Below are 19136 nucleotides of genomic sequence, written 5' to 3' on the forward strand. Positions count from 1 at the left end.
GCCGGATTGCCCGAAGGCAACGTCATCGCGCGGCGTCGAGGTACGCCCATTCGAAGCCGTCGGCGGCCCGCGTCACACGCCCCGCCGATGTCTGCGGGAAATGCGCGGTGAAGAGTATCGCGTCGCGATCGGCCGCGTAGTTCAGCGCCCACTGCCGCGACTCGCGCGCCGTCGCTGCCTCCAGGCAGAAGGTCGAGCTCCATTCCGGCCGGTAGACCTGAATGGGGTTATGCATCACATCGCCGGTAAAGAGCGCCTCCTCGCCGCGCGAGCGGATCGAAATCGACATATGACCGGCGCTATGCCCCGGCGTGGGATGAAACACGATACCTTCGCGCCACGTGCCGCCTTCGGCGGGAATCGTCGCGACCTGGCCGGATTCAATCACCGGCACGATGCTGTCTTCGAAGACCATCCGGCGGCTGTCGCCCGCTGGGGTCGCGAAGAAATCCTGCTCCGCTTGCGAAAACACGTATTGCGCGTTCGGGAACGTCGGCTGCCAGCGGCCGTCGAGCCACTGCGTGTTCCAGCCGACATGGTCCGCGTGCAGATGCGTGAGCAGCACCTCGTCCACCTGCGTGGGCAGGATACCCGCTTCGGCGAGGCGTTCGAGGTATGGGTTGTCGAGTTGATGGAACAGCTTGCTGAACGGCCTCTCTTTGAAATTGCCGATGCCCGTGTCGATCAGCACGGTCAGGCCGTCCATTTGCACGACCCAGGTGTGCACGCTCAGCATCACCTCGTTGCGTTCGAGATCGAGACTTGCCGTCGACAAACAGCGGCTCAATTCATCGGCGGCGGACGGCGCCCACTCGGGATAAAGCACGGCGGGCGCCAACGGAAAACGGGTTTCGCTGACGCGGGTGATGCGCGCGTCGCCTACCCGGTGCGTAACAACCTCGGTCGGCATGATGTGACTCCGTGAAAAAGTGCCGCGGCAGCGAATGGGTGGGTTATGTCACGCTGCCGCGATGAATAGCTTCACTATCGCAAATCCATGGCTTGCCGGCCAATGCCGTTTTCTGCGCGTGGCGATGCTTTACGGACATCGGTACGCGAGTTGCGTTATGCGCGAGCCAACCCAGGCGTCTGGCGAGCCGCCACGCCGTAAAGCAGCGCGCTGAGCGCGGCTGCCACGCCGCCGACGCAAGCCAGCGCCACACCCAAACCACCGCTCTGCCCGCCGAGCCGCTCGTTGATGAAGCCGACCGCGAACGGTCCGACTCCGCCGCTGATCGCGTTGGTGAGGAACACCAGCAAAGCAATCGAACGTCCGCGCATGCGATTCGGAATCGCGATCTGGATCGGCACCGGCGCCAACGCCATCGCGACGCTCGCCGCAAACGCGCAGGCGCCATACAGCACCACGGCGATATGAACGTCGCCGACAAGCGGCATCGCAATCGCGGCCGGCACCAGCAATACAGCCGCCGACGCGGACAGCGCCAGCACCTTGCGCACGGCGGCAGCATCGCTGACGCGCCCGGCCAGCCAGCCCGCGCTCAGCACACCGAGTATGCCGCCGAACATATAGGCCGGCGCCGCCATCTGTCCGACTACGCGCGGCGTCAGATGAAAATGACGGATCAGCAACGTCGGAAACCACGCTGCGTGCGAGTAGAACAGCGTGATCAGCGCGACGTAAGCGGCGAAGTACGGGAGACAGAAGCGGTTCTTCACGAACAGTTCGCGCAGCACATCTTTCAGCGGCGGCGTACTGTCCTGCGCGGACTCGGCTGCGAAAGCCGTCGATGACACATGGTCAGTCGAAGCGACACCACGCGCAGCCTGCTCGACGGCACTCGCTTCAACCGGGGAAGACATGCCCCGCCGTTGCGGCTCCCGCACCGTCAACGCGACGATCGCAGCAAGCGCCAGCCCTGGCAAACCTACCGCGACGAACACCGCCTGCCATCCGCTCAAGCCGGCGCCCGCGATCCACGCAGCACCCACGCCGTGCTCGATCGACCCGAGCAGCATGCCGCCGCCGAACAACGCGACGCCACCGCCGATATACGGTCCCAGCATGAACACGCTGCTGGCCCGCGTGACTTTGCGCGGCGGATACAGGTCACTGAAGATCGACAGCGCCGCCGGGCTCAAGCCAGCCTCGGCGATCGCGGTGCCCGCGCGCGCCGCGAGCAGTTCGCCGAAGTTGTGCGCGAACCCGCACAGCGCCGTTGACACAGCCCAGATTGCCACGCACACGGCGATCAACCTCACGCGATTAGAGCGGTCGATTAGCCGCGCGATGAACACGCCCGCCGTCGCGTAGCACAGCGTGAACGAAAACCCTTGCAGCAAGCCGATTTGCGTATCGGTGAGCGCCAGCGTTTCCTTGATCGGTTGCACGAGAATGCTCACGATCTGCCGGTCGAGATACGAAAACGCAAAGCAGACAAAGAACAGGACGACGGCGTAACTGTGCCCACGGCGCGCATCGGCGTCGTCGGTATCGGACACGGTGGTGACTGCATTCATGGCGAATCTCCGGCTGGCTTCGGTTCGATGGACGGGGTCATTGCCATTGCGCATCCGCGGCCAGCACGGCGATGCAGTCCCCCGGCTCGACGCGTGCAAATGAACGCATGCACACCACCACGCCGTCGCCCGCAAAACGGATTTCCTGGGGTTCGCTCCACGGCGCATACGGATCGAATACCCGCGCGGCCAGTTGATCTTTTTTGACCTGATCGCCGAGCCCGAACACCGGTTCGGCCACGCCCGCCCGCGAGGCGAACACGTAGTGGCGCGCACCCTCCACTTTCAACCAGCGCGTGTCGTGCCGCGGCGCCGGCGGCCGATCGTCGGGCGTGACACCCAGCGTGTGCAGCACACGCCGCAGACCGTCCTCGACGATCGCGACGCCGTCCGGATCGCAGGCCGCATAGCCGCCGAATTCGCCGCACAGGAATAGCTTGCCGTGCCGCTCGACAGCCGCGCCATACGTGCGGTCCTCGCCGAGCAGGTCCATCAGCATGGTTTGCGGCGCGGCAAACGCCTGCACGAGGCGCCGGTATTCGGCGCTGCGCGAGATGTCGGCGGGCGGCGCCGCGAGCACAGTTGGCAGATGATTGAACGACGCGCCGCCCGCGTGCAGATCGATCACCACGTCGGCGCGTGGAAATAGTTCGGTGTCCGCATAGTGCGCGATCATCTCGGTGATGTGGCCGTTACGCGCGCCGGGGAAAACGCGGTTCAGATTGCCCCTGTCGATCGGCGAGGTGCGCGAGCCGTTGATAAAAGCCGGGAAATTCAGCGCCGGCACGACGATCAATCGGCCTTTGATCGACATCGACGGCAATCGCCGGATCAGTTTCATCAGCGCGACGGGGCCTTCGTATTCGTCGCCGTGATTGCCGCCGGTGAGCAGCACCGTGGGACCGTCACCACCCTTGAGCACGGTGATCGGAATCGGAATGTGTCCGTACGCGGAGCGGTCGTGCGAATACGGCACGCGCAACGTGCCGTTTTGCAGGCCGGGGCGTTCGTAGTCGATGTCGGTGGAAATCAGCGATTGTGTGGACGGCATGGTTGTCTCCCGATAAGAAAGCGGGCCTCGGCGCTGTCGTCGGATGACGCGCCAAGGTCGTACATTCAATATCGTCGAGGCAAAAAACCAGCGCCAATGCCGATTTTTAGGGAAGCCGATGCCTTAAAGGCATCGCGGCAAGGCATTGCAGCCGTTCACTTCTGCGCCTGGAGCAAGGCGATGAACTGCGCGAGCGCGGGATTGCGGTGCTGCTCGCGATACGCAAAATGCAACGGCAGCGCGATCGACACATCGGACAGTGCGAGGAATTGCACCAGCGCCGGCGGCCGCTCGCGATTGGCCGAGTTGACGATCGCCGCGCCCACGCCCGCCGAAACGAGCGAGAGAATCGCGGCTTCCGTCGACACTTCCTGCACGACATCGAGCGTCAAACCGGCGCGCTCGCACGCGCCGATCAGGCGGTCGTAATAAGCGGGATAGACATGGCGGGGAAACGTGATGAAGGGCTTGCCGGCGAGTTGCGCGGCGCGCACCGTCTTGCGCCGCCCGAACGACCATGCGGCCGGCGCCGCCAGCACGACGCCGTTTTCGAGCAAAGGCAAGCTGACGAACTGCTCAGGCAGCGCGCCGAAGCGATAGATGAAGCCGCCGTCGAGTTGGCCCGCTTCGATCGCGGCCAGTTGCTCGGGCGTGTTCATCGGCGTGAGTTCGATGCCGACCTGCGGCGCCGTCTGCTGAAATGCTTGCAGCGCATTCGGAACGAGGCCGCCCCACACCGCGTTTTCGACGAACCCCATGCGCACATGCCCCGACACGCCCGCCGCGATCCGCTGCGCCACACGCGCGGCCGACTCGACCTGCTGCAGAATGCCGCGCGCCTCGCGCAAATAGGCGTCGCCCGCGAGCGTCAGCTTGAGGCCGCGCGGCGTGCGCTCGAATAGCGCGACGCCCAAGCTTTCTTCGAGGTCCTGGATTTGCCGCGAAATGGCCGGCTGGGTTACGTGAAGCTGCTCGGAGGCGCCGCGCACGCTCGCGTGCTCCGCAACGGCGACGAAGTATCGGAGATGCCGGAGTTCCATGTCAGCAGAGTGGCAGGCTTATCGAACAGGATGCCGCATTGTGCCATTCGATCATGGCGCCGCTACTGCATTTTCATTGCGCCGCCAGCCACACCACCGTCAACGAACGCACGCCTTGCGCGCCGCGAATCAGCACGCCCTCGATATCCGCCGTCGCCGACGGTCCGGTGACGAGCGCCGCGTAACGCGCGTCGCGGAAATCGTCACGCCTGTACACGTCCTGCAAGCCGTCGATCAATTGCGCCGGATCGAGCAGCACGATCAGATGCTGCACGATATAGCCCAGCGCGTTGACCACGTACTCGCGTTCGCTGAACCACACCGAGCCGGTTTCGGCGACGCCGAAGCGCGCCCGCACCACGCCGACGTCTATATCCTGCAACGAAGCAGGCTCCGTGTCGGCGGTAAGCGCGCGTGTGCCCGGCACCTCAGTGGTCGCCGAGGCCACTGACGCCTCAGCGCCGAAGCGCTCGCGAATCAACCCGCTCACGTCGGTCGCGGACACGGCTTGGACGCAGGTGCCGCCCATCGCTTGCAAAGCCGCCGTGAAGCGCACGCGCAGATCGCCGCCCGGCGCGTCGAAGAGTGGCACCTCGGGCCGCGGCCGCGACGGCGGCTGTGCCTGGCGAACCTTGTCCAGAAAAGCCTCACGCGTTGCCATTGCCGTCTCCACGATTCTTTTTGTACCAGGCGTGAAAGGTCAGCTTCGGCGCCTCCGGCAACTCGCGTTGCTTGCCCCAGATATTGAGCGGGTTATACAGCACGAAATTCGGCAGCCGACGCAAGGCGCTGCCCATCGACGACACCGTCGCGCGATACAAGGTCGGGCTCGCCAGCAAACGGCCCGCCATCTTCAGCACTTCCTGCTTCACGAACGGCACTTCATGACGCTCTGCGATCACCGTGCGCCACTTGTAGATCTGCTCGTGAATATTGATTTTCACCGGACAAACGTTGGTGCAACTGCCATTGAGCGTCGACGCGAACGGCAGCGCGCTATAGCGCTTCAGATCGAAAGTCGGATTGATGATCGCGCCGATCGGCCCCGAGTACGTGCCGCCGTACGACAGCCCGCCGCTGCGCCGGTACACGGGACACGTATTCATGCACGCGCCGCAGCGTATGCATTTGAGCGAATACCAGAAGTCCTCCATCGCGAGCCGCTCCGAACGGCCGTGATCGACAAGGATGAAATGCATCTCCGTGCCCGGACGCGGCGCGCGGAAATGCGAGGTGTATTGCGTGATCGGCGAGCCGAGCGCGCTGCGCGACAACATGCGGATGAACACGCCGAGGTCCGACACTTTCGGAATGAGCTTCTCGATCCCGATCGACGCGATATGCAACGGCGGCACATTCGCCGACAGATCCGCATTGCCTTCGTTCGTACACACTACGACCGTGCCGGTCTCGGCCACCGCGAAATTGCAGCCGGTCATGCCGGCAGTCTTCTCGCGCACGAAGTACGGCCGCGTGTTCATCCGCTGGCTTTCCGCGAGATAGTGGATGTCGCTGTTCTTCGGATCGGTGCCGATGGTGCGGCCGAACAGTTCGGCGACATCGGCGCGCAGTTTGTGGACCGCCGGCACCACCATATGGCTCGGGTCCTGATGATCGAGTTGCTGGATGCGTTCGCCCAGATCTGTTTCCATCACCGTGATGCCGCGCGGTTCGAGATACTCGCGCATCTTGCATTCGTCGGTGAGCATCGACTTGCTTTTGACGAGCGTGGTCATGCCGCGCTCGGACATGATCTGGTGCACGAGCGCGTTGTGCTCTTCGGCAGTGGCGGCCCAGTGAACCGTCACGCCGTTAGCCTCGGCCGCCGCCGCGAACTGCTCGAGATACTGCGAGAGGTTCGACAGCGTGTGTTCCTTGATACCCGACGCCAGTTCCCGCATCGTCTCCCATTCGGCAATGCCATGCGCCTGTGCGTCGCGCTTCTCACGCAAATCCCACAGACGTTTGTCATGAAACGCCACGTGCTCAGTCTTGCCGATGAAAGCGCCCGCGGCTTTCGCGTGATCGATCCGGTTGCTCATGCGCGTGCTCCGTTGAGGACCTGCGCGATATGGATGAAGCGCGCGTCGGCTTTCATGCGTTCCGCGCAGCCTTGCTGATGCATGAGACACGACATGTCGCCCGAGACGATGTATTCGGCGCCCGCGTTCAGATGGTCGCGCACCTTGTCCTGCCCCATGCGTACCGACACCGGCTCTTCGGTGACGGAGAACGTGCCGCCGAAACCGCAGCATTCGTCGGGCCGCGCCGGCTTGACGAACTCGATGCCCTTCACGCCTTCGAGCAAGGTACGCGGCTTCGAAAACGGCGCGCCCGCCACTTCCGAAATCGACGCTTCCTTCAGATGCCGCAACGCGCTGCAACTGTTATGCAAGCCCACGCGATGCGGAAACTCGGCCCACGGAAATTCACGCGCACCGACCACGTCGTGCAGAAACTCGACGAGTTCATACGCGTTCGCGCGGACCTTCTTCACTTCGTCGGTTTGTTCGAGCGCGGTCAGATGCTCGCGCACGTGATGGATGCAGCTCGCCGACGGCCCGACGATGTAGTCATAGCCCGCGAAGTTGCGCGCGAACACACGCTCGGTGCCGGCTGCTTCGGCATGCGCGCCGCTGTTGGCCATCGGCTGGCCGCAGCAGGTTTGCTCCTGCGGATAGTCGACCTGTATGCCGAAGCGTTCGAGCAATTCGAGCGTGGCGATCCCTACTTCGGGATAGAAAGCGTCGATGAAACACGGGATGAACAGGGCGACTTTCATAAGCTCTTTGAAAAGAAACAGCGGCATCCGGCGATCCACCTACTCTACTGCGGAATCGCGTTGGGGAACGAGCGTGGTGCGGTGTGGGCGACGGCCATTTGACAGAATTTCGGCCGCTTCAGCCAGACTGGTAAGGTTGGTCTGACCAAGAATATAAGGAAGTCGCGAAAGCGTGTCAATGGCGCGCTGGCGAGGGATGACAGCTTGCGCCGCGGGAATCCGATGCGCTACGCCAAGCTATCGAGACTTATGACCGAACGGTCCGTTCGGGTCGATATAGGGGTTATCGGTTTTTCGCCTCACGTCCGAATGCGTTTCGGACAATCCCGCCTGTTCCCGCAAAGGCGCGGGCACGCCCTTTCCAGGCTTCGCATCCGGCTTGATGTCCTCGAGACCTCGCGCCCACGCCTCCAGCATTCGCTTGCCGACATTCCTGAACTCGGGATAACGGTCCGTGTACGCGCTGACCAGCGGAAGCACTTTCTGCACCGCGCTCACCACCTGTTCAAGTGCTGCGTTCATATCCGTTGGCGAGAGACTCAATCGCGCACCGCCGTATTCGAACAGCGCCTTACCGCAACACCACAGTTTTTTGCCCTTCAGCGACAACGCCGGTGCGTCATCCTGATAGCGAGGGTAAGCGGTGACAGTCACGATGTCGTACACCGGCGAAAGGCGAGCGTCCCGCTCTTTCGTGTACGTCAGCGCGTAGTTCTTCATGTGCGCGTCGGCGTTACGCAGCGAATAGTTCAGCAGCAACAGCAGGAACAGCTTGCGCTTGCTGTCTTTGCGGTGATCCACCCCGAGATACTGATTACAGAGTTTCGCAAGGTCTTCGACGGTGCCCTGGTATTTGCGTACAGGATCAAAGCCCTTCAACGCGCAGAAATCTTCGACCCCAACGCGCGCGCCATCCGCTTGCAGATCGAAACGCCGGATCGCGAGCACGCGGCCGTCCTCTGAAAGGTGTGTTTCCGGAACATTCAGGTCCGTGTTTCTTGCGACCTCGAGGCAGAGGTATTCGTTAATGCTGAGCCCCGGCAGGTCGACCGGGCCAGTCTTCAGGATGTACTCCTCCGTCCAGACGGTCGCCTTCTCCTCACCGGAAGCGAGTGTTTTGGGCATGACCCCCGAAACACCTTCGCTGATGCCTGCTTCAAGGTGTTTGAGCAGGTTATCTCTGGAGTTCGGGCTCGCGAGGAGCGTCGCCATATCGAACCTGGACCTCGCAGTAGCGAGCGGCGCCCCGTGCGGGATGGCTCTTACCCGCCCGATGGTGTTCGATCCTGTCAACGCGAGAAGCCCCATATCGCTCACGTCCGCGTGAGGGCCGAGATGTTGGCGAATGAGGTCCTTCTTGAAGCCTTCCGGCAGATTCATCTGAAACGAAGGCATGATGCCCCCGGGCCAGGTGTACGACGCGTTTCGGACCGGCATGAGAAGCGAGACGACGTCGCCCGTGGGCGTACCAGGCAGATAGGTGAAGACGCCACTGTGCGCCTCTTCCGTCAGCGTCCCGACCAAGGTGGTGTTGCAGTAGATGTCGAGTACGGCCATGAGCTATTCGCGCTTTCCGGCAGTCCTGACGCTGGCCTCGGAGCGGGAGGGCCGAACACGCCGCCGGGTTTCGTCGACGGAAACCGCGGGCGTTCTCTGCTCGGTCAGAACGTCGTCGAGCGTTCGCCGATGGCCTATCGGACGAGCCAAAAGGTCGAGCCCCACCGCCTCGAAGAGACTCAGCAGTTTGACTGTGCCGAGTTCGGGAAGCAGTCCGGTCTCAAACCGGCTAATCCGCGCGCGAGTAATGCCGCTTTGCTCGGCAACCTGCTGCTGAGTCTTGTTTGCGGCAATCCGGGCGAGGCGAAATGTTTCGCCAAGTTCGAAGAGGTCCATGTGCCACCTGCGATACGTTAATTGCAATCAACGTCGATATTGTATTCCAAGAGATACGTTATTGGGTCAAAATAATGTATCTTATAGTGAACATTAAACTGATTTTCTCCATTAATGTACCTTATACGACACATAAAGACGCCGCGGGGACCGCTTGAGCGGTCGTCACGGCGGTGCAGATTTCTTTTGGCACTGACCGCAAGCGGCGTGAGCTAAGCGCGTGGTCTTGCCGGGAGTGTCCGGTCATGCATCAGGCGGGAGGGAGGGCCCAGGCGCGTCACTTCGCACGTTGATGGACCGCCGCGCGGGAAAAGGATGATTGAGCGCGAAAACTGAAGACAACCGATGCCGGGGTGAGCCGCGGGCGCCCGCGCAATCACGACACCGCGCTCGACGAAGGCTTCGCCGCATCTTCCCTGTACATCTCCCGCACGAAGGTCAGATGACGCTCGGCGGCCTTGCGCGCCTTTTGCGCGTCACGCGCCATGACGGCGTCGTAGATGGCCTGATGCTGGCTCATCAGCTGCTTTTCCATCGCGTCGTCGTAATCGATCAGCCGATGATATTGGCGCATGCCCTCGCGAATCAGCGTATGGATGCCGTGCATCACATGCGCGAGCGCGATATTGTGCGTGGAGTCGGCGATCGCGAGGTGAAACGCGGCGTCCAGTTCCGCCAGATTCACGCGATCTTGCGACTGCGAGCCGGCCTTCAAAGCCTCGAACGCCACGCTGATATTCTTCAGGTCGGCGGCCGTGGCGCGCTCCGCGGCATACACCGTGGAAATCGATTCGAGCCCCTGGCGCAATTCAAGAATATCGGCACTGGTGCGCGGATTCTGCAACAACAGCTCGGCGAGCGGCTTGGAGATGATCGGCGCCGTGACGTCGACCACCGTAAAACCGCCCCGCCCCGATGTCTCGATGTAGCCGTCCGCTTCGAGCCGAATCAACGCTTCCCGCAACGACGGCCGCGACACGCCGAGCTGCGTCGCCAGATCGCGTTCGGCCGGCAAGCGGTCGCCGGGCATCAGCGTGCCGTCCGAGATCAGTTGCTTGATCTGGTCGGACACCACGTCGGAGAGCCGTTTGCGCGTGAAGGACTGGATCGGGAGAAATGGCATGGGCAGCGGTATGTGAAGCCGGTTGATCGAGCGGTTTTCAGGCCGTGGGAGCGTGTCCAAACACGATGCGTTGCAACGTTGCAGTCGCGCTTGAAGGATGCAGCGAATTATACCGTTCAACCGAACACGCCGAATCCGGTAGCCGGGCAAGCCCCGGCCGCGCTGCGAGTCGTTTGGAAGCGGCTAGCGCGCACCCGCCGCATAGAAACTCGCGAGATCGCGCCTGAGCGTGTGCAAGGCCGCGTCGTCGAGATAGATCATGTGACCGGTCGGATAGTAGGCGATGCGCACGTTGGCGCGCAGCGGCCCGTCCACACCCAGGTGCGCGAGCGCATATTCAGTCGCGTAGAACGGCGTGGCCAGATCGAAATAGCCGTTCACCGACATCACCCGCAATTGCGGATTCTGCCGCATCGCTTCAGCCAGATCGCCCGCCGCATAAGGTACGGGCAAACGCTCGCCCCACCATTCGCGATGCTTCCAGTCCCATTGCGTCAACGCTTCGTCGTTAAAGACGCGGTAGCGGTCGGCCGGCGTGAAGTGCAGGTCCTCGGCGAAATGCTGATGCAGCGCGGCGCCGAATGCACTCGACACGCTGCTCACCGATGCATCGTAGTCGGGGCGATCGGCGACGCTATCGAAGTCGATGCCTTCAAAGCGCGCATCGTAGCGGCCAACGCTACGCGCCTGATCGCGCAGCAATTCACTCCGATAACGCGACGGATAAAGACGCAAACGGCTGCGCTTCACATAGGCGACATCGAGGCCGGTGAATTGCGCGACGCGCGCGGCGATTACGTCGCGCTCGGCCTCGGGCAGCGCGTCGCCTTGCGCGAGGGCTTGCGCATACGGGCCGCGTGCGAACGCGCGCGCTTCGTCGAGAAAGGCTGGCAGACTGGCAGGCTTCGGCACGATCTTGTCGTGATACCAGGCGATCGCCGCGAAGCTCGGCAGATAGCTTTCGCTCTTGAAATCCGAGCCAGCCGAAAACGCGGCCGAATCGAGCACCGACGACATCAGGATCACGCCGTTGAGCGCGATATTGTTCTGCCCCAACTGATACGCGAGCATCGCGGCGCGCGCGGTCCCATACGATTCGCCGAGCAGGTACTTCGGCGAATTCCAGCGCTGGTTCACCGTCAGATAGCGGTCGATGAATTGCGAGAACGCGTCGACGTCCTTGTCGACGCCCCAAAAGTCTTTGCCCGTTCCATGACCGACGACACGCGACAAGCCCGCGCCGACGGCGTCGATAAAAACGAGGTCGGTGCTATCGAGCAGGCTGTCGGGATTGTCGGCGAGCGTATACGGTGCGGGCGGCGTGATATCGGGACTCGCGGTACGCACCCGCTTCGGCCCGAATGAGCCGATCATCAGAAAGACAGTGCCGGCGCCTGGGCCGCCGTTAAACAGGAACGTAACCGGCCGCGTCCGCGGAGTTTTACTCGGGACGGTGTAGGCCACGTAAAAAACGCTCGCGTTGGCCTGGCCTGTCTTGTCGCGCAACAGCAGGTTGCCCGCGGTGGCCGTGTAGTCGATCTTGCGGCCATCGAGCCGGATGGAATGCTGCGTGACCGACGCGGTTTCCGGCGGTACGGGAATCGCCGCCGGCTCCGCTTTCGCGTTGCGCTGCGCCGTGCTGCCCGACGCTTCGTTCTGCGCCGACGCGACTGCGCGTGGCTGCCGAGGCGCGCGTGTCGGGGCCGCATGCGAATCCTGCAGCGGTTGGCCGTTCGGCTCCGCGCGCTGATTGGGCTGGCCGCTCACGAAGCGGGGCGCGTCCGGCGCCGATGCCTCTATATCGGCGCTCGCGGCGGCTTCCGGCGAATCGTCCGGTTCAGCCGCCGCGCACATGGTGCTGAACGTGACGAGCACGAGCGCCATCGCGACCAGCGCGGTCGCCATGGACCCTGCCATCAGTGATTGGCGCAACCAGAAGGTGTAGCGAAGGCCCATGAGTTTTCCGACCGAGAGTCGATAGACGCCGATGTCCTGAAGGTCAAAGCTGAAGACGAACTCGGCGCTCGATTTTTGACGCAAGCATTGGCGGCGTCAATCGAAAACTGGCGAGAATACGCATTCCTCCCACGACGCATCGCCGCGTTACGCCAATCGAAATGCAAACGAAACGTCGGCGAAAGACTCAACGACCCAACAACCCGCCGACGAATGCAGCGATACGTTCGCACGCATCGATCAGACGCGCTTCGTCGACGACAAAACCCAGCCGCACGAAACCGTTCGCGGTCTCGCCGAAAGCGCTCGCGTCGAGCAGCGACACACCACGCGCGCGAAACAGCTGCCAGGTGAAGTCGACCGTATCGAGGCCCGTGCCGCTCACGTCGACCATCATGAACATGCCCGCCTCGGGCAACAGGCATCGCAATCCAGGCACACGATGCAAACGCTCGAACACCACGTCGCGCCGGCGCCGGTAGATCTCGCGCATCTCGGCGGCGATCCGCGCCTTGTGCTGCACAGCCGTCAATGCGGCCTGCTGGATGAAGCCGGGCAAGCCGTACAGCATGGCAAGCGCGAGCCGCCCCATGTGCTCGATCAGTTCCGTGGGCCCGATCGCCCAGCCCACGCGCCAACCGGCCATTGCATGCGATTTCGACAGACTGCCGAGCGTCACGGTGCGCTCCGCCATACCGGGCAGCGCCGCGATGCTCACGTGCTCGCGTTCGAATGTCAGCTCGGCATAGACCTCGTCGGAGAGCACCCATAGGTCGTGCCGGCACGCGAGCCGCGCGATACGTTCGAGATCGGCGCGTTGCATGACCACGCCGGTCGGATTGCAAGGCGTAGCAAAGAAGATGGCTTTGGTGCGCGAAGTAACGGCGGCTTCAAGCGCGTCGCAGTCGACGTGAAACGCCCGCGCCGCATCGACTGGCACCGTCACGAGCGTGGCGCCGGCCGCGCGCACGCAGGCCTCGTAGGTCAGATACATGGGCTCGGGCACGATCACTTCATCGCCCGCTTCCAGCAGGCACAGCGACGCGGCGAACACGCCGTTCTGCGCCCCCGCAGTCAGGATCACGTTGGCGGCGCTCGCGGCGCAGCCGGTCATGCGCGTGTGTTCCGCGGCGATTGCCGCGCGCACCGGCTCGCGGCCGGACACGGCACTGTAGTGCGTATCGCCGCCACGCAAGGCCTCGATTGCACGTTCGACGATCGGCGCGGGCGTGGCAAAGTCAGGGTCGCCCACGCTTAACACGATGACGTCTTCACCTCTCGCCTCCGCCTGCTGCGCGACACGATGGATTTCCCACGCGGAGGTGCGCCGGCCTTGCAGGCGTTCGACCAGATTCGAGTACTTCATTGACTGCGCCCCGTTCCCTTGGACCCGCCAATGTAAAGGGGCGCGCGCGAAACGTCCAGATACGAAAAAGCGCCACGCGAACGGACAGTCTCGCATGGCGCTCGGGCGTTGCCCCTTGTTCGCGGGGCGCGGCGCGCTTAAATCTGGCGGCGCAGCTCCGCCGGCGGCACCTTCATCAGATGCCGGTATTTCGCCACGGTGCGGCGCGCCACCAGCACGCCCTGATCGGCGAGCATCTTGGCGAGCGTCACGTCCGAAAGCGGATCGTGGGTGTTTTCCGCGGCGATCATTTCCTTGAGCAGCGCGCGCACGGCTGCGGCTGAACAGGTACCGCCGCTTTCCGTGCCCAGTTCGCGAGGGAAGAAATGCTTGAACTCGAAAATACCGCGCGGCGTGGCCATATATTTGTTGCCGGTGGCGCGCGAGATGGTGGATTCGTGCAGGCCGAGTTCGTCGGCGACATCGCGCAGCACCATCGGCTTGAGCGCGATTTCGCCGTACTGGAAGAAGGCCTTCTGATGCGCGACGATGCATTCGGCCACGCGCTGAATCGTATCGAAGCGTTGCTGCGCGTTACGGATCAGCCAGCGCGCTTCCTGCAGTTGCTGCGCAAGCGGCGAGCGGCTTGCGCCCGCCGACTGCGCGAACAGTTCCGCATACATGCGATGGATGCGAGCGCGCGGCTGCACCGCCGGATTGATCGTCACGACCCACTTGTTGCGGACCTGACGCACGATCACGTCCGGCACCACGTAGTTGTCTTCGGTGCGGCCGTAGCTGTTGCCCGGCTTCGGGTCGAGCTTGCGCACCAGCGCGCAGGCCACGCGCAATTCTTCGGCGCTGCAGCCGATCTGTTTCTGCAGTTCGGCTTGCTCGCGACGCGCGAGCCGTTCCAGATGATGTTCGACGACTTGCCGCGCGACATCGCGCCCAGGCGTGTCGGCGGGCAAGGCATTCACCTGCAGCAAGAGGCATTCGGACAACGAGCGCGCACCCAGACCCGGACGATCGAGCGATTGGACGAGGCGCAGCGCCACCAGCAATTCTTCTTCCGTCAGTTCGGGTTCGAGATCGACGCTGTCCGCGAGATCGGAGAGTTCCTGACGCAGATAGCCGTCGTCGTCGAGTGCTTCGATGATAAAGCGGGCCACCGCGCGGTCGCGGTCGTCGAGTCGGTAAAGGCGCAGTGAATCGTGCAATTGCTCGCGCAGGGTCGGCTGCGAGCGTGCCCATTCGGCGGGATCGCTGCTGTCCGAGTCGCCGTTCTGGCGGGTCGAACTGCGGCTGCTGTAGTCGCCGGAGAAATCGCCGGGCATGTCGTCGTGGCCCGCGCTTTCCAGTGTGTCGTTGTTGCCGGATTCAACCGGCAGCGAATCGGGTTCAGCGCTCGCGACCGTGTCGGTGGCGGGCAGCGCGCCGCCGTCTTCGCCGGAGGTCGCGGTGGCCAGCGCCACGTCTTCCGTCTCCGACGAGTCGTACTCGAGGAACGGATTGGTGTCGAGCGCGGTGCGCAGCTCCTGCTGGAACTCCAGAGACGACAACTGCAACAGACGCACTGATTGCTGAAGACGCGGCGTGAGTGCGAGAGACTGCCTTGTGCGTAGTTCAATAGAAGGCATTGTAGTGAGGTCCCGTTGATAGCCGAAAATTGGTAAGTAGCCCGTTTAGAGCAACTGTCGTACCAGCTCGCGCAAACCCCTGTTTTTTCTACGCTTTGTGTTTTCAGGCCCGCCAATTGCGCAGGCCGCCCGGCGCCTTTTTTACAAGTACCCGGCAAATTCCGGTCCGTGCCGCAGCGAGCCGTCGCGCCCCGCATCGACGCATCGCGGCGTCTTATTCCTCAGCCTAAATACCTGTGTTGTAACGGCTTTTCCTGCGACGCCAGGCTTTTGACGCCATGCCGGGCACACCGCTTGCGTGCTTGCACTATGTGGACGGACGCCGGTCCATGCATGCGAGACGCTGAAATCATACTCAGGTGAAACGCATGCATCGGCCGTCGGCCGGTGTCGATAACGGGCCCTGACGGAACCGTAGCGGCAACGATCCCACGCGTGTCATCAGCGGTTTCGACCGCGATCGACCGCAGGCAACAAGACCGCAATTTTGATCAACACCCGAAGGAGAAACCATGAAGACCATCCAACTTCTGAAGACCGCAGGTAGCATCGCTTGTGTCGCTTTCGCACTGAACGCAACGAACGCCATGGCGCAAAGCAGCGCTCCGTCGGCGGCGTCGGAAACCATCGGCCAGCACGTCGACGACGGCACCATCACCACCAAGGCCAAGGCGGATTTGCTGGCCGCGAAGAACGTCAAGTCGACGCATATTCACGTGAAGACCCGCAAGGGCGTGGTGTGGCTCACGGGCACGGTGCCTTCGGCCGACGACAAGGCAGCAGCTGGCGAAGTCGTGGAAGCCGTGAAGGGCGTGTCGAGCGTGAAGAACCATCTGAAGATCGCGGCCGAATAAAAGCGGCGGGTCTGTCCGGGGAGCGCCGACCTCGGTTGGTGCTTTCCGATGCTACTGCTGCAGAACGTAAAAAAGCCATCCGCATTGCGGATGGCTTTTTTACGTGCGGCTCGCTATCGAATGGAGCCCTTGCGATGGAGTCCCTGCAACCGGATACGAGCAACAAACAAACGGCGCCCCGCAGGGCGCCGGTCACTCACCTGCTTTTAACGCTTCGCCGCCGCATACTGATCGCGCAGATCACGCACGCGGTCATGATTCTGCAGCACACCTTGATACTGCCGCTCGACGATCGCCCGCACATCCGCCGGCAATTCCTTTTCGAGCGCTTCGTGATAGCGCTTCTTCGCGACGTCCTCGCCCTTCTCACACTCGGCCAGAATGTCGTGGTCGCTGCGATCCGTCACGGCCGACTTCACGTCGACCCACCCGCGATGCAGCGCGCCGCTCATGCTGCCGCCCGTTTCGGGCTTGCCGCCCAAGGCCTGAACCGCATCCTGCAACTCGCGCGCGCCACGCGAGCAGTCCTCGGCACGCGACAGGAATAGCGTTTTCAACTGTGCGTCGTGCGCATCTTCGGCTGCCTTGCGAAAGCCCTTCTCGCCGTCCTTCGACGTTTCGACCAGATCGTTCAGCACGGAAACAACGTTCGTAGCCATTCAATACCTCCAAGGGTTTCGTTAGTCATGGAATCCGCCGATGGAGATGAGTTGCCTATCGAGAGGCACTCGTCTTCCAGCGACAGAGTTCATGGATGTATTCGCACGGGGCGTGCCCGACGCACATCGCTATGGATGTTTGCGCGTTGCGTCGACACGCACATCCAATCTTTGCCAACGCGCGTAAATGTTGCCCGCCGCAATGCGCCGCGATTGCCGGCAAAGCCCCGCGCGGCGGTCCTCCATTCGATGGCACAGCGGTTGCTCTATATGCTCCGCCCGGCACGCGTGCAACGCAGCAACCAGCACACTGCAAGACGTGCCAACGGATTGAAAACAATGGGCAGGCAACAGCAACAGGGAGAATCATCATGAAGATCAGGAGCGCAGAATTTCTGGCCGCCGTCGCGATCATCAGCTCAGCCGCCGTGATGCAAATTCGCGAACACGTGCTGGCGCAGGAAACGCCGGCTTCGAATGCGCAGGCCGTGTCGCCTCCGTGTGGCGTGACGCATCAAGGATTGGTGCCGGCAGCTTGCGAACCGACGCGTGAAAAACGTCAGGTGGATCGCGCACCGCAGCCGCAGCGTAGCGCGCCGCAAATCTGGGTTTGAGCCGACGTTTGACTACTGCTTGAGTATCGACAGACAGCTAAAAAAGAACGGCCCGATCGATGTCGGGCCGTTCTGCTAATTACCGCAACGAAAACTACTGAAACGAAAACGTTCAGCGCTCAAGCGCTCTTCTCACTGAACTCGCCAAGCGGGACCGGCTTTTTCAACGGATCGAAGTCGGCCCAGCGCCCTTGCTGCCAGCGTCCACTCGCCCGCTCGATCGCCGTGCCGCCGGCTTCGCGCAGCACGCGCGCGGCATCGAACTGATTGTCCGGCGAGACGTGCACGGCGACCAGCACACCGGAATCGCGCGTCTCTTCATGGAATGCAGAACGATGCCCTGCGTGGCCGGCGTCGCGCGTACGCGACATAGCTCCGACCAAAGAGCCGACATATGCGCCGACGCCCGCGGCAATCAACGACACGATGATCGGCGCGGAAAAAGCCGCGAAGATCCCGACGCCCACCACGGCGCCCGCTACCGCACCGATCGTGACGCCCAAGCCGGCGCCTTTGGGCGCATCCTTCGCGCCAGCATCGGTGCCGGTGTCGCCGCCGATCGGATAGCGCGCGTGCTGACCGCGTGGATTGACGAAAAACAGCGTGACGTCTTCCTCGACGAAACCTGCGTTGAAGAGCTTGGCCGCCGCGTCTTCAGCGGCGGGGAAAGTCGTAAAGCGTGCTGCGACGATGAGTGACATAAGGCCTCCTTGCATCGTTGGATAGCGTTTGCGGACCATGCCGTCGCAATTCGCCGCGCTGTACAGCGCGCGAGCGACGGCACGCGCCGGCCCTACGCCGTGGTGCCGCGATCCGGTTCCATGCCTTCCACTCTGAACAGTCCGCTATGCAACACTACGCCTTCCCCGTCGTTCTGGTCGAGTGCTTCGGCGCAAACTGAACGGATACGCTGACGGCCTTTGTCGAAGGCCGACATCAGCGCGGCTTCCAGAGCAGAATCGGCGCCGAAATGATCCTCGAGCGCCTCAGCGGTAATCGTGCACACGACCGGTTCGCCGTCCACCCGCGCCATGAAGCGCACGGTCAGATTCGCTCCGTCGAAGACCGGCTTGTCGTCGGAAAAAGTGATCTGCATAAGGGAATCCTCATAGGCCGGCCGCGGCAGGATCGCGTTCATGGCGAACCCTTCATTGCGCCGGCGAGTTGCTGCGCCATCGCGAGATGATGTTTGATGGTGGGCAGCGCATGCTGGGCCGCGGCTTTGAGTTGCGCGTCCGTACCGCTCGTGCTTTCCTGCTGGAACAGATCGACCGCGCGCTGGTGCGCTTCCACTCCAACCTGCTCGACGTACGCCTGATCGAATTCCTTGCCCTTGAGCGTCTGGAGTTTACCGACCAGCGCCGAATCCGCCGACGGCGTCGAAGTGAAGCCCTTCTTCGAGACGAGCGCCGCCATGCTGCGCGAGAGTTTCGTGTGATCCGTGATCATCTGCTGCGCGAATTTCTTCACGTGCGGATCGCTGGAATTCTTGAGCGCGACCTTGCTCGCCGCGATTTCGGTGGCGTCGGACTGAGAGGCGTCCTGCACGAACTGCTGATCCGCAGGCGAAAGCTTCGTGCCGCTGACCGGCGCATCGCTTGCCGGGGCATCGCTCGCTTGCGCGTAGACCACGCCGAAGGGCGCCGCGCTCAAACTCAGCGCAACAGTCATCGCTTGTAGGGAATACCGGAATTTCAT

General features: G+C 62.8%; 19 protein-coding genes. 2 read left to right on the forward strand and 17 right to left on the reverse strand.

Annotation, left to right across the window (positions count from 1 at the left end):
• Nucleotides 1-22: 22 nt before the first annotated feature.
• The 13 genes from BPHYT_RS26945 to BPHYT_RS27005 all read right to left on the reverse strand — a co-directional run bounded on the left by BPHYT_RS26945 (nt 23) and on the right by BPHYT_RS27005 (nt 15311).
• The gene (locus BPHYT_RS26945; RefSeq protein ID WP_012427289.1) at nt 23-910 is read right to left on the reverse strand and encodes an MBL fold metallo-hydrolase; all 888 of its coding nucleotides are present in this window, start codon (nt 908-910) and stop codon (nt 23-25) included.
• 155 nt (nt 911-1065) lie between these two features.
• Complete coding sequence (locus tag BPHYT_RS26950) at nt 1066-2481, reverse strand: MFS transporter (RefSeq protein ID WP_012427290.1); 1416 nt, start codon at nt 2479-2481, stop codon at nt 1066-1068.
• A gap of 37 nt (nt 2482-2518) precedes the next feature.
• Nucleotides 2519-3532, reverse strand: a complete 1014-nt coding sequence (locus tag BPHYT_RS26955; RefSeq protein ID WP_012427291.1) for a succinylglutamate desuccinylase/aspartoacylase family protein — start codon at nt 3530-3532, stop codon at nt 2519-2521.
• A gap of 155 nt (nt 3533-3687) precedes the next feature.
• Nucleotides 3688-4572 carry a LysR family transcriptional regulator gene (locus BPHYT_RS26960; protein ID WP_012427292.1) on the reverse strand — a complete coding sequence of 295 codons (885 nt, stop codon included), beginning with the start codon at nt 4570-4572 and terminating at the stop codon, nt 3688-3690.
• Nucleotides 4573-4645: 73 nt separating this feature from the next.
• Complete coding sequence (locus BPHYT_RS26965; protein ID WP_012427293.1) at nt 4646-5233, reverse strand: LutC/YkgG family protein; 588 nt, start codon at nt 5231-5233, stop codon at nt 4646-4648.
• Entirely contained in the window at nt 5220-6614 is a 1395-nt protein-coding gene (locus tag BPHYT_RS26970) for a lactate utilization protein B (RefSeq protein WP_012427294.1), read from the reverse strand. The genes BPHYT_RS26965 and BPHYT_RS26970 overlap by 14 nt, the downstream gene beginning before the upstream one ends.
• Entirely contained in the window at nt 6611-7354 is a 744-nt protein-coding gene (locus BPHYT_RS26975) for a (Fe-S)-binding protein (protein WP_041759658.1), read from the reverse strand. The genes BPHYT_RS26970 and BPHYT_RS26975 overlap by 4 nt, the downstream gene beginning before the upstream one ends.
• A 237-nt stretch (nt 7355-7591) precedes the next feature.
• A complete protein-coding gene (locus BPHYT_RS26980) occupies nt 7592-8911 on the reverse strand; it encodes a type II toxin-antitoxin system HipA family toxin (protein WP_012427296.1) in 1320 nt (439 codons plus the stop codon).
• Between the two features lie 3 nt (nt 8912-8914).
• Nucleotides 8915-9247: a helix-turn-helix domain-containing protein gene (locus tag BPHYT_RS26985; protein WP_012427297.1), complete on the reverse strand. Its 333-nt coding sequence runs from the start codon at nt 9245-9247 to the stop codon at nt 8915-8917.
• A gap of 376 nt (nt 9248-9623) precedes the next feature.
• Nucleotides 9624-10370, reverse strand: coding sequence for a FadR/GntR family transcriptional regulator (locus BPHYT_RS26990; RefSeq protein ID WP_012427298.1), 747 nt, complete (start codon nt 10368-10370; stop codon nt 9624-9626).
• 183 nt (nt 10371-10553) lie between these two features.
• Nucleotides 10554-12326, reverse strand: a complete 1773-nt coding sequence (locus tag BPHYT_RS26995; RefSeq protein ID WP_012427299.1) for a S10 family serine carboxypeptidase-like protein — start codon at nt 12324-12326, stop codon at nt 10554-10556.
• 187 nt (nt 12327-12513) lie between these two features.
• On the reverse strand, nt 12514-13692 hold the full coding sequence (locus BPHYT_RS27000) for a pyridoxal phosphate-dependent aminotransferase (RefSeq protein ID WP_012427300.1): 1179 nt from the start codon (nt 13690-13692) through the stop codon (nt 12514-12516).
• 137 nt (nt 13693-13829) lie between these two features.
• A complete protein-coding gene (locus tag BPHYT_RS27005; RefSeq protein ID WP_012427301.1) occupies nt 13830-15311 on the reverse strand; it encodes an RNA polymerase factor sigma-54 in 1482 nt (493 codons plus the stop codon).
• A 512-nt stretch (nt 15312-15823) separates the two neighbouring features.
• On the opposite strand from BPHYT_RS27005, the gene BPHYT_RS27010 reads away from it, so the two are divergent.
• Nucleotides 15824-16165, forward strand: coding sequence for a BON domain-containing protein (locus BPHYT_RS27010; RefSeq protein WP_012427302.1), 342 nt, complete (start codon nt 15824-15826; stop codon nt 16163-16165).
• Nucleotides 16166-16371: 206 nt separating this feature from the next.
• Here BPHYT_RS27010 and BPHYT_RS27015 read toward each other — a convergent pair whose 3' ends face one another.
• On the reverse strand, nt 16372-16824 hold the full coding sequence (locus BPHYT_RS27015) for a PA2169 family four-helix-bundle protein (protein ID WP_012427303.1): 453 nt from the start codon (nt 16822-16824) through the stop codon (nt 16372-16374).
• Between the two features lie 371 nt (nt 16825-17195).
• Between BPHYT_RS27015 and BPHYT_RS27020 the strand changes: the two genes are divergently transcribed.
• Nucleotides 17196-17438 (forward strand): hypothetical protein, encoded by a 243-nt coding sequence (locus tag BPHYT_RS27020; protein ID WP_012427304.1) that lies wholly within the window; start codon nt 17196-17198, stop codon nt 17436-17438.
• A gap of 119 nt (nt 17439-17557) precedes the next feature.
• On the opposite strand, the gene BPHYT_RS27025 is transcribed toward BPHYT_RS27020, so the two are convergent.
• The 3 genes from BPHYT_RS27025 to BPHYT_RS27035 all read right to left on the reverse strand — a co-directional run bounded on the left by BPHYT_RS27025 (nt 17558) and on the right by BPHYT_RS27035 (nt 19136).
• Nucleotides 17558-18139 (reverse strand): membrane protein, encoded by a 582-nt coding sequence (locus BPHYT_RS27025; RefSeq protein WP_012427305.1) that lies wholly within the window; start codon nt 18137-18139, stop codon nt 17558-17560.
• Between the two features lie 92 nt (nt 18140-18231).
• On the reverse strand, nt 18232-18576 hold the full coding sequence (locus BPHYT_RS27030) for a DUF1488 family protein (protein ID WP_012427306.1): 345 nt from the start codon (nt 18574-18576) through the stop codon (nt 18232-18234).
• Nucleotides 18573-19136, reverse strand: coding sequence for a DUF4142 domain-containing protein (locus BPHYT_RS27035; RefSeq protein WP_012427307.1), 564 nt, complete (start codon nt 19134-19136; stop codon nt 18573-18575). The genes BPHYT_RS27030 and BPHYT_RS27035 overlap by 4 nt, the downstream gene beginning before the upstream one ends.

This window comes from Paraburkholderia phytofirmans PsJN, assembly GCF_000020125.1.
GTDB classification, from domain to species: domain Bacteria; phylum Pseudomonadota; class Gammaproteobacteria; order Burkholderiales; family Burkholderiaceae; genus Paraburkholderia; species Paraburkholderia phytofirmans.

Bases quoted from the DNA above. Each gene is read 5' to 3' on its own strand.
- BPHYT_RS26945 (WP_012427289.1), bottom strand. From the start codon at position 910: ATGCCGACCGAGGTTGTTACGCACCGGGTAGGCGACGCGCGCATCACC.
- BPHYT_RS26950 (WP_012427290.1), bottom strand. From the start codon at position 2,481: ATGAATGCAGTCACCACCGTGTCCGATACCGACGACGCCGATGCGCGC.
- BPHYT_RS26955 (WP_012427291.1), bottom strand. From the start codon at position 3,532: ATGCCGTCCACACAATCGCTGATTTCCACCGACATCGACTACGAACGC.
- BPHYT_RS26960 (WP_012427292.1), bottom strand. From the start codon at position 4,572: ATGGAACTCCGGCATCTCCGATACTTCGTCGCCGTTGCGGAGCACGCG.
- BPHYT_RS26965 (WP_012427293.1), bottom strand. From the start codon at position 5,233: ATGGCAACGCGTGAGGCTTTTCTGGACAAGGTTCGCCAGGCACAGCCG.
- BPHYT_RS26970 (WP_012427294.1), bottom strand. From the start codon at position 6,614: ATGAGCAACCGGATCGATCACGCGAAAGCCGCGGGCGCTTTCATCGGC.
- BPHYT_RS26975 (WP_041759658.1), bottom strand. From the start codon at position 7,354: ATGAAAGTCGCCCTGTTCATCCCGTGTTTCATCGACGCTTTCTATCCC.
- BPHYT_RS26980 (WP_012427296.1), bottom strand. From the start codon at position 8,911: ATGGCCGTACTCGACATCTACTGCAACACCACCTTGGTCGGGACGCTG.
- BPHYT_RS26985 (WP_012427297.1), bottom strand. From the start codon at position 9,247: ATGGACCTCTTCGAACTTGGCGAAACATTTCGCCTCGCCCGGATTGCC.
- BPHYT_RS26990 (WP_012427298.1), bottom strand. From the start codon at position 10,370: ATGCCATTTCTCCCGATCCAGTCCTTCACGCGCAAACGGCTCTCCGAC.
- BPHYT_RS26995 (WP_012427299.1), bottom strand. From the start codon at position 12,326: ATGGGCCTTCGCTACACCTTCTGGTTGCGCCAATCACTGATGGCAGGG.
- BPHYT_RS27000 (WP_012427300.1), bottom strand. From the start codon at position 13,692: ATGAAGTACTCGAATCTGGTCGAACGCCTGCAAGGCCGGCGCACCTCC.
- BPHYT_RS27005 (WP_012427301.1), bottom strand. From the start codon at position 15,311: ATGCCTTCTATTGAACTACGCACAAGGCAGTCTCTCGCACTCACGCCG.
- BPHYT_RS27010 (WP_012427302.1), top strand. From the start codon at position 15,824: ATGAAGACCATCCAACTTCTGAAGACCGCAGGTAGCATCGCTTGTGTC.
- BPHYT_RS27015 (WP_012427303.1), bottom strand. From the start codon at position 16,824: ATGGCTACGAACGTTGTTTCCGTGCTGAACGATCTGGTCGAAACGTCG.
- BPHYT_RS27020 (WP_012427304.1), top strand. From the start codon at position 17,196: ATGAAGATCAGGAGCGCAGAATTTCTGGCCGCCGTCGCGATCATCAGC.
- BPHYT_RS27025 (WP_012427305.1), bottom strand. From the start codon at position 18,139: ATGTCACTCATCGTCGCAGCACGCTTTACGACTTTCCCCGCCGCTGAA.
- BPHYT_RS27030 (WP_012427306.1), bottom strand. From the start codon at position 18,576: ATGAACGCGATCCTGCCGCGGCCGGCCTATGAGGATTCCCTTATGCAG.
- BPHYT_RS27035 (WP_012427307.1), bottom strand. From the start codon at position 19,136: ATGAAATTCCGGTATTCCCTACAAGCGATGACTGTTGCGCTGAGTTTG.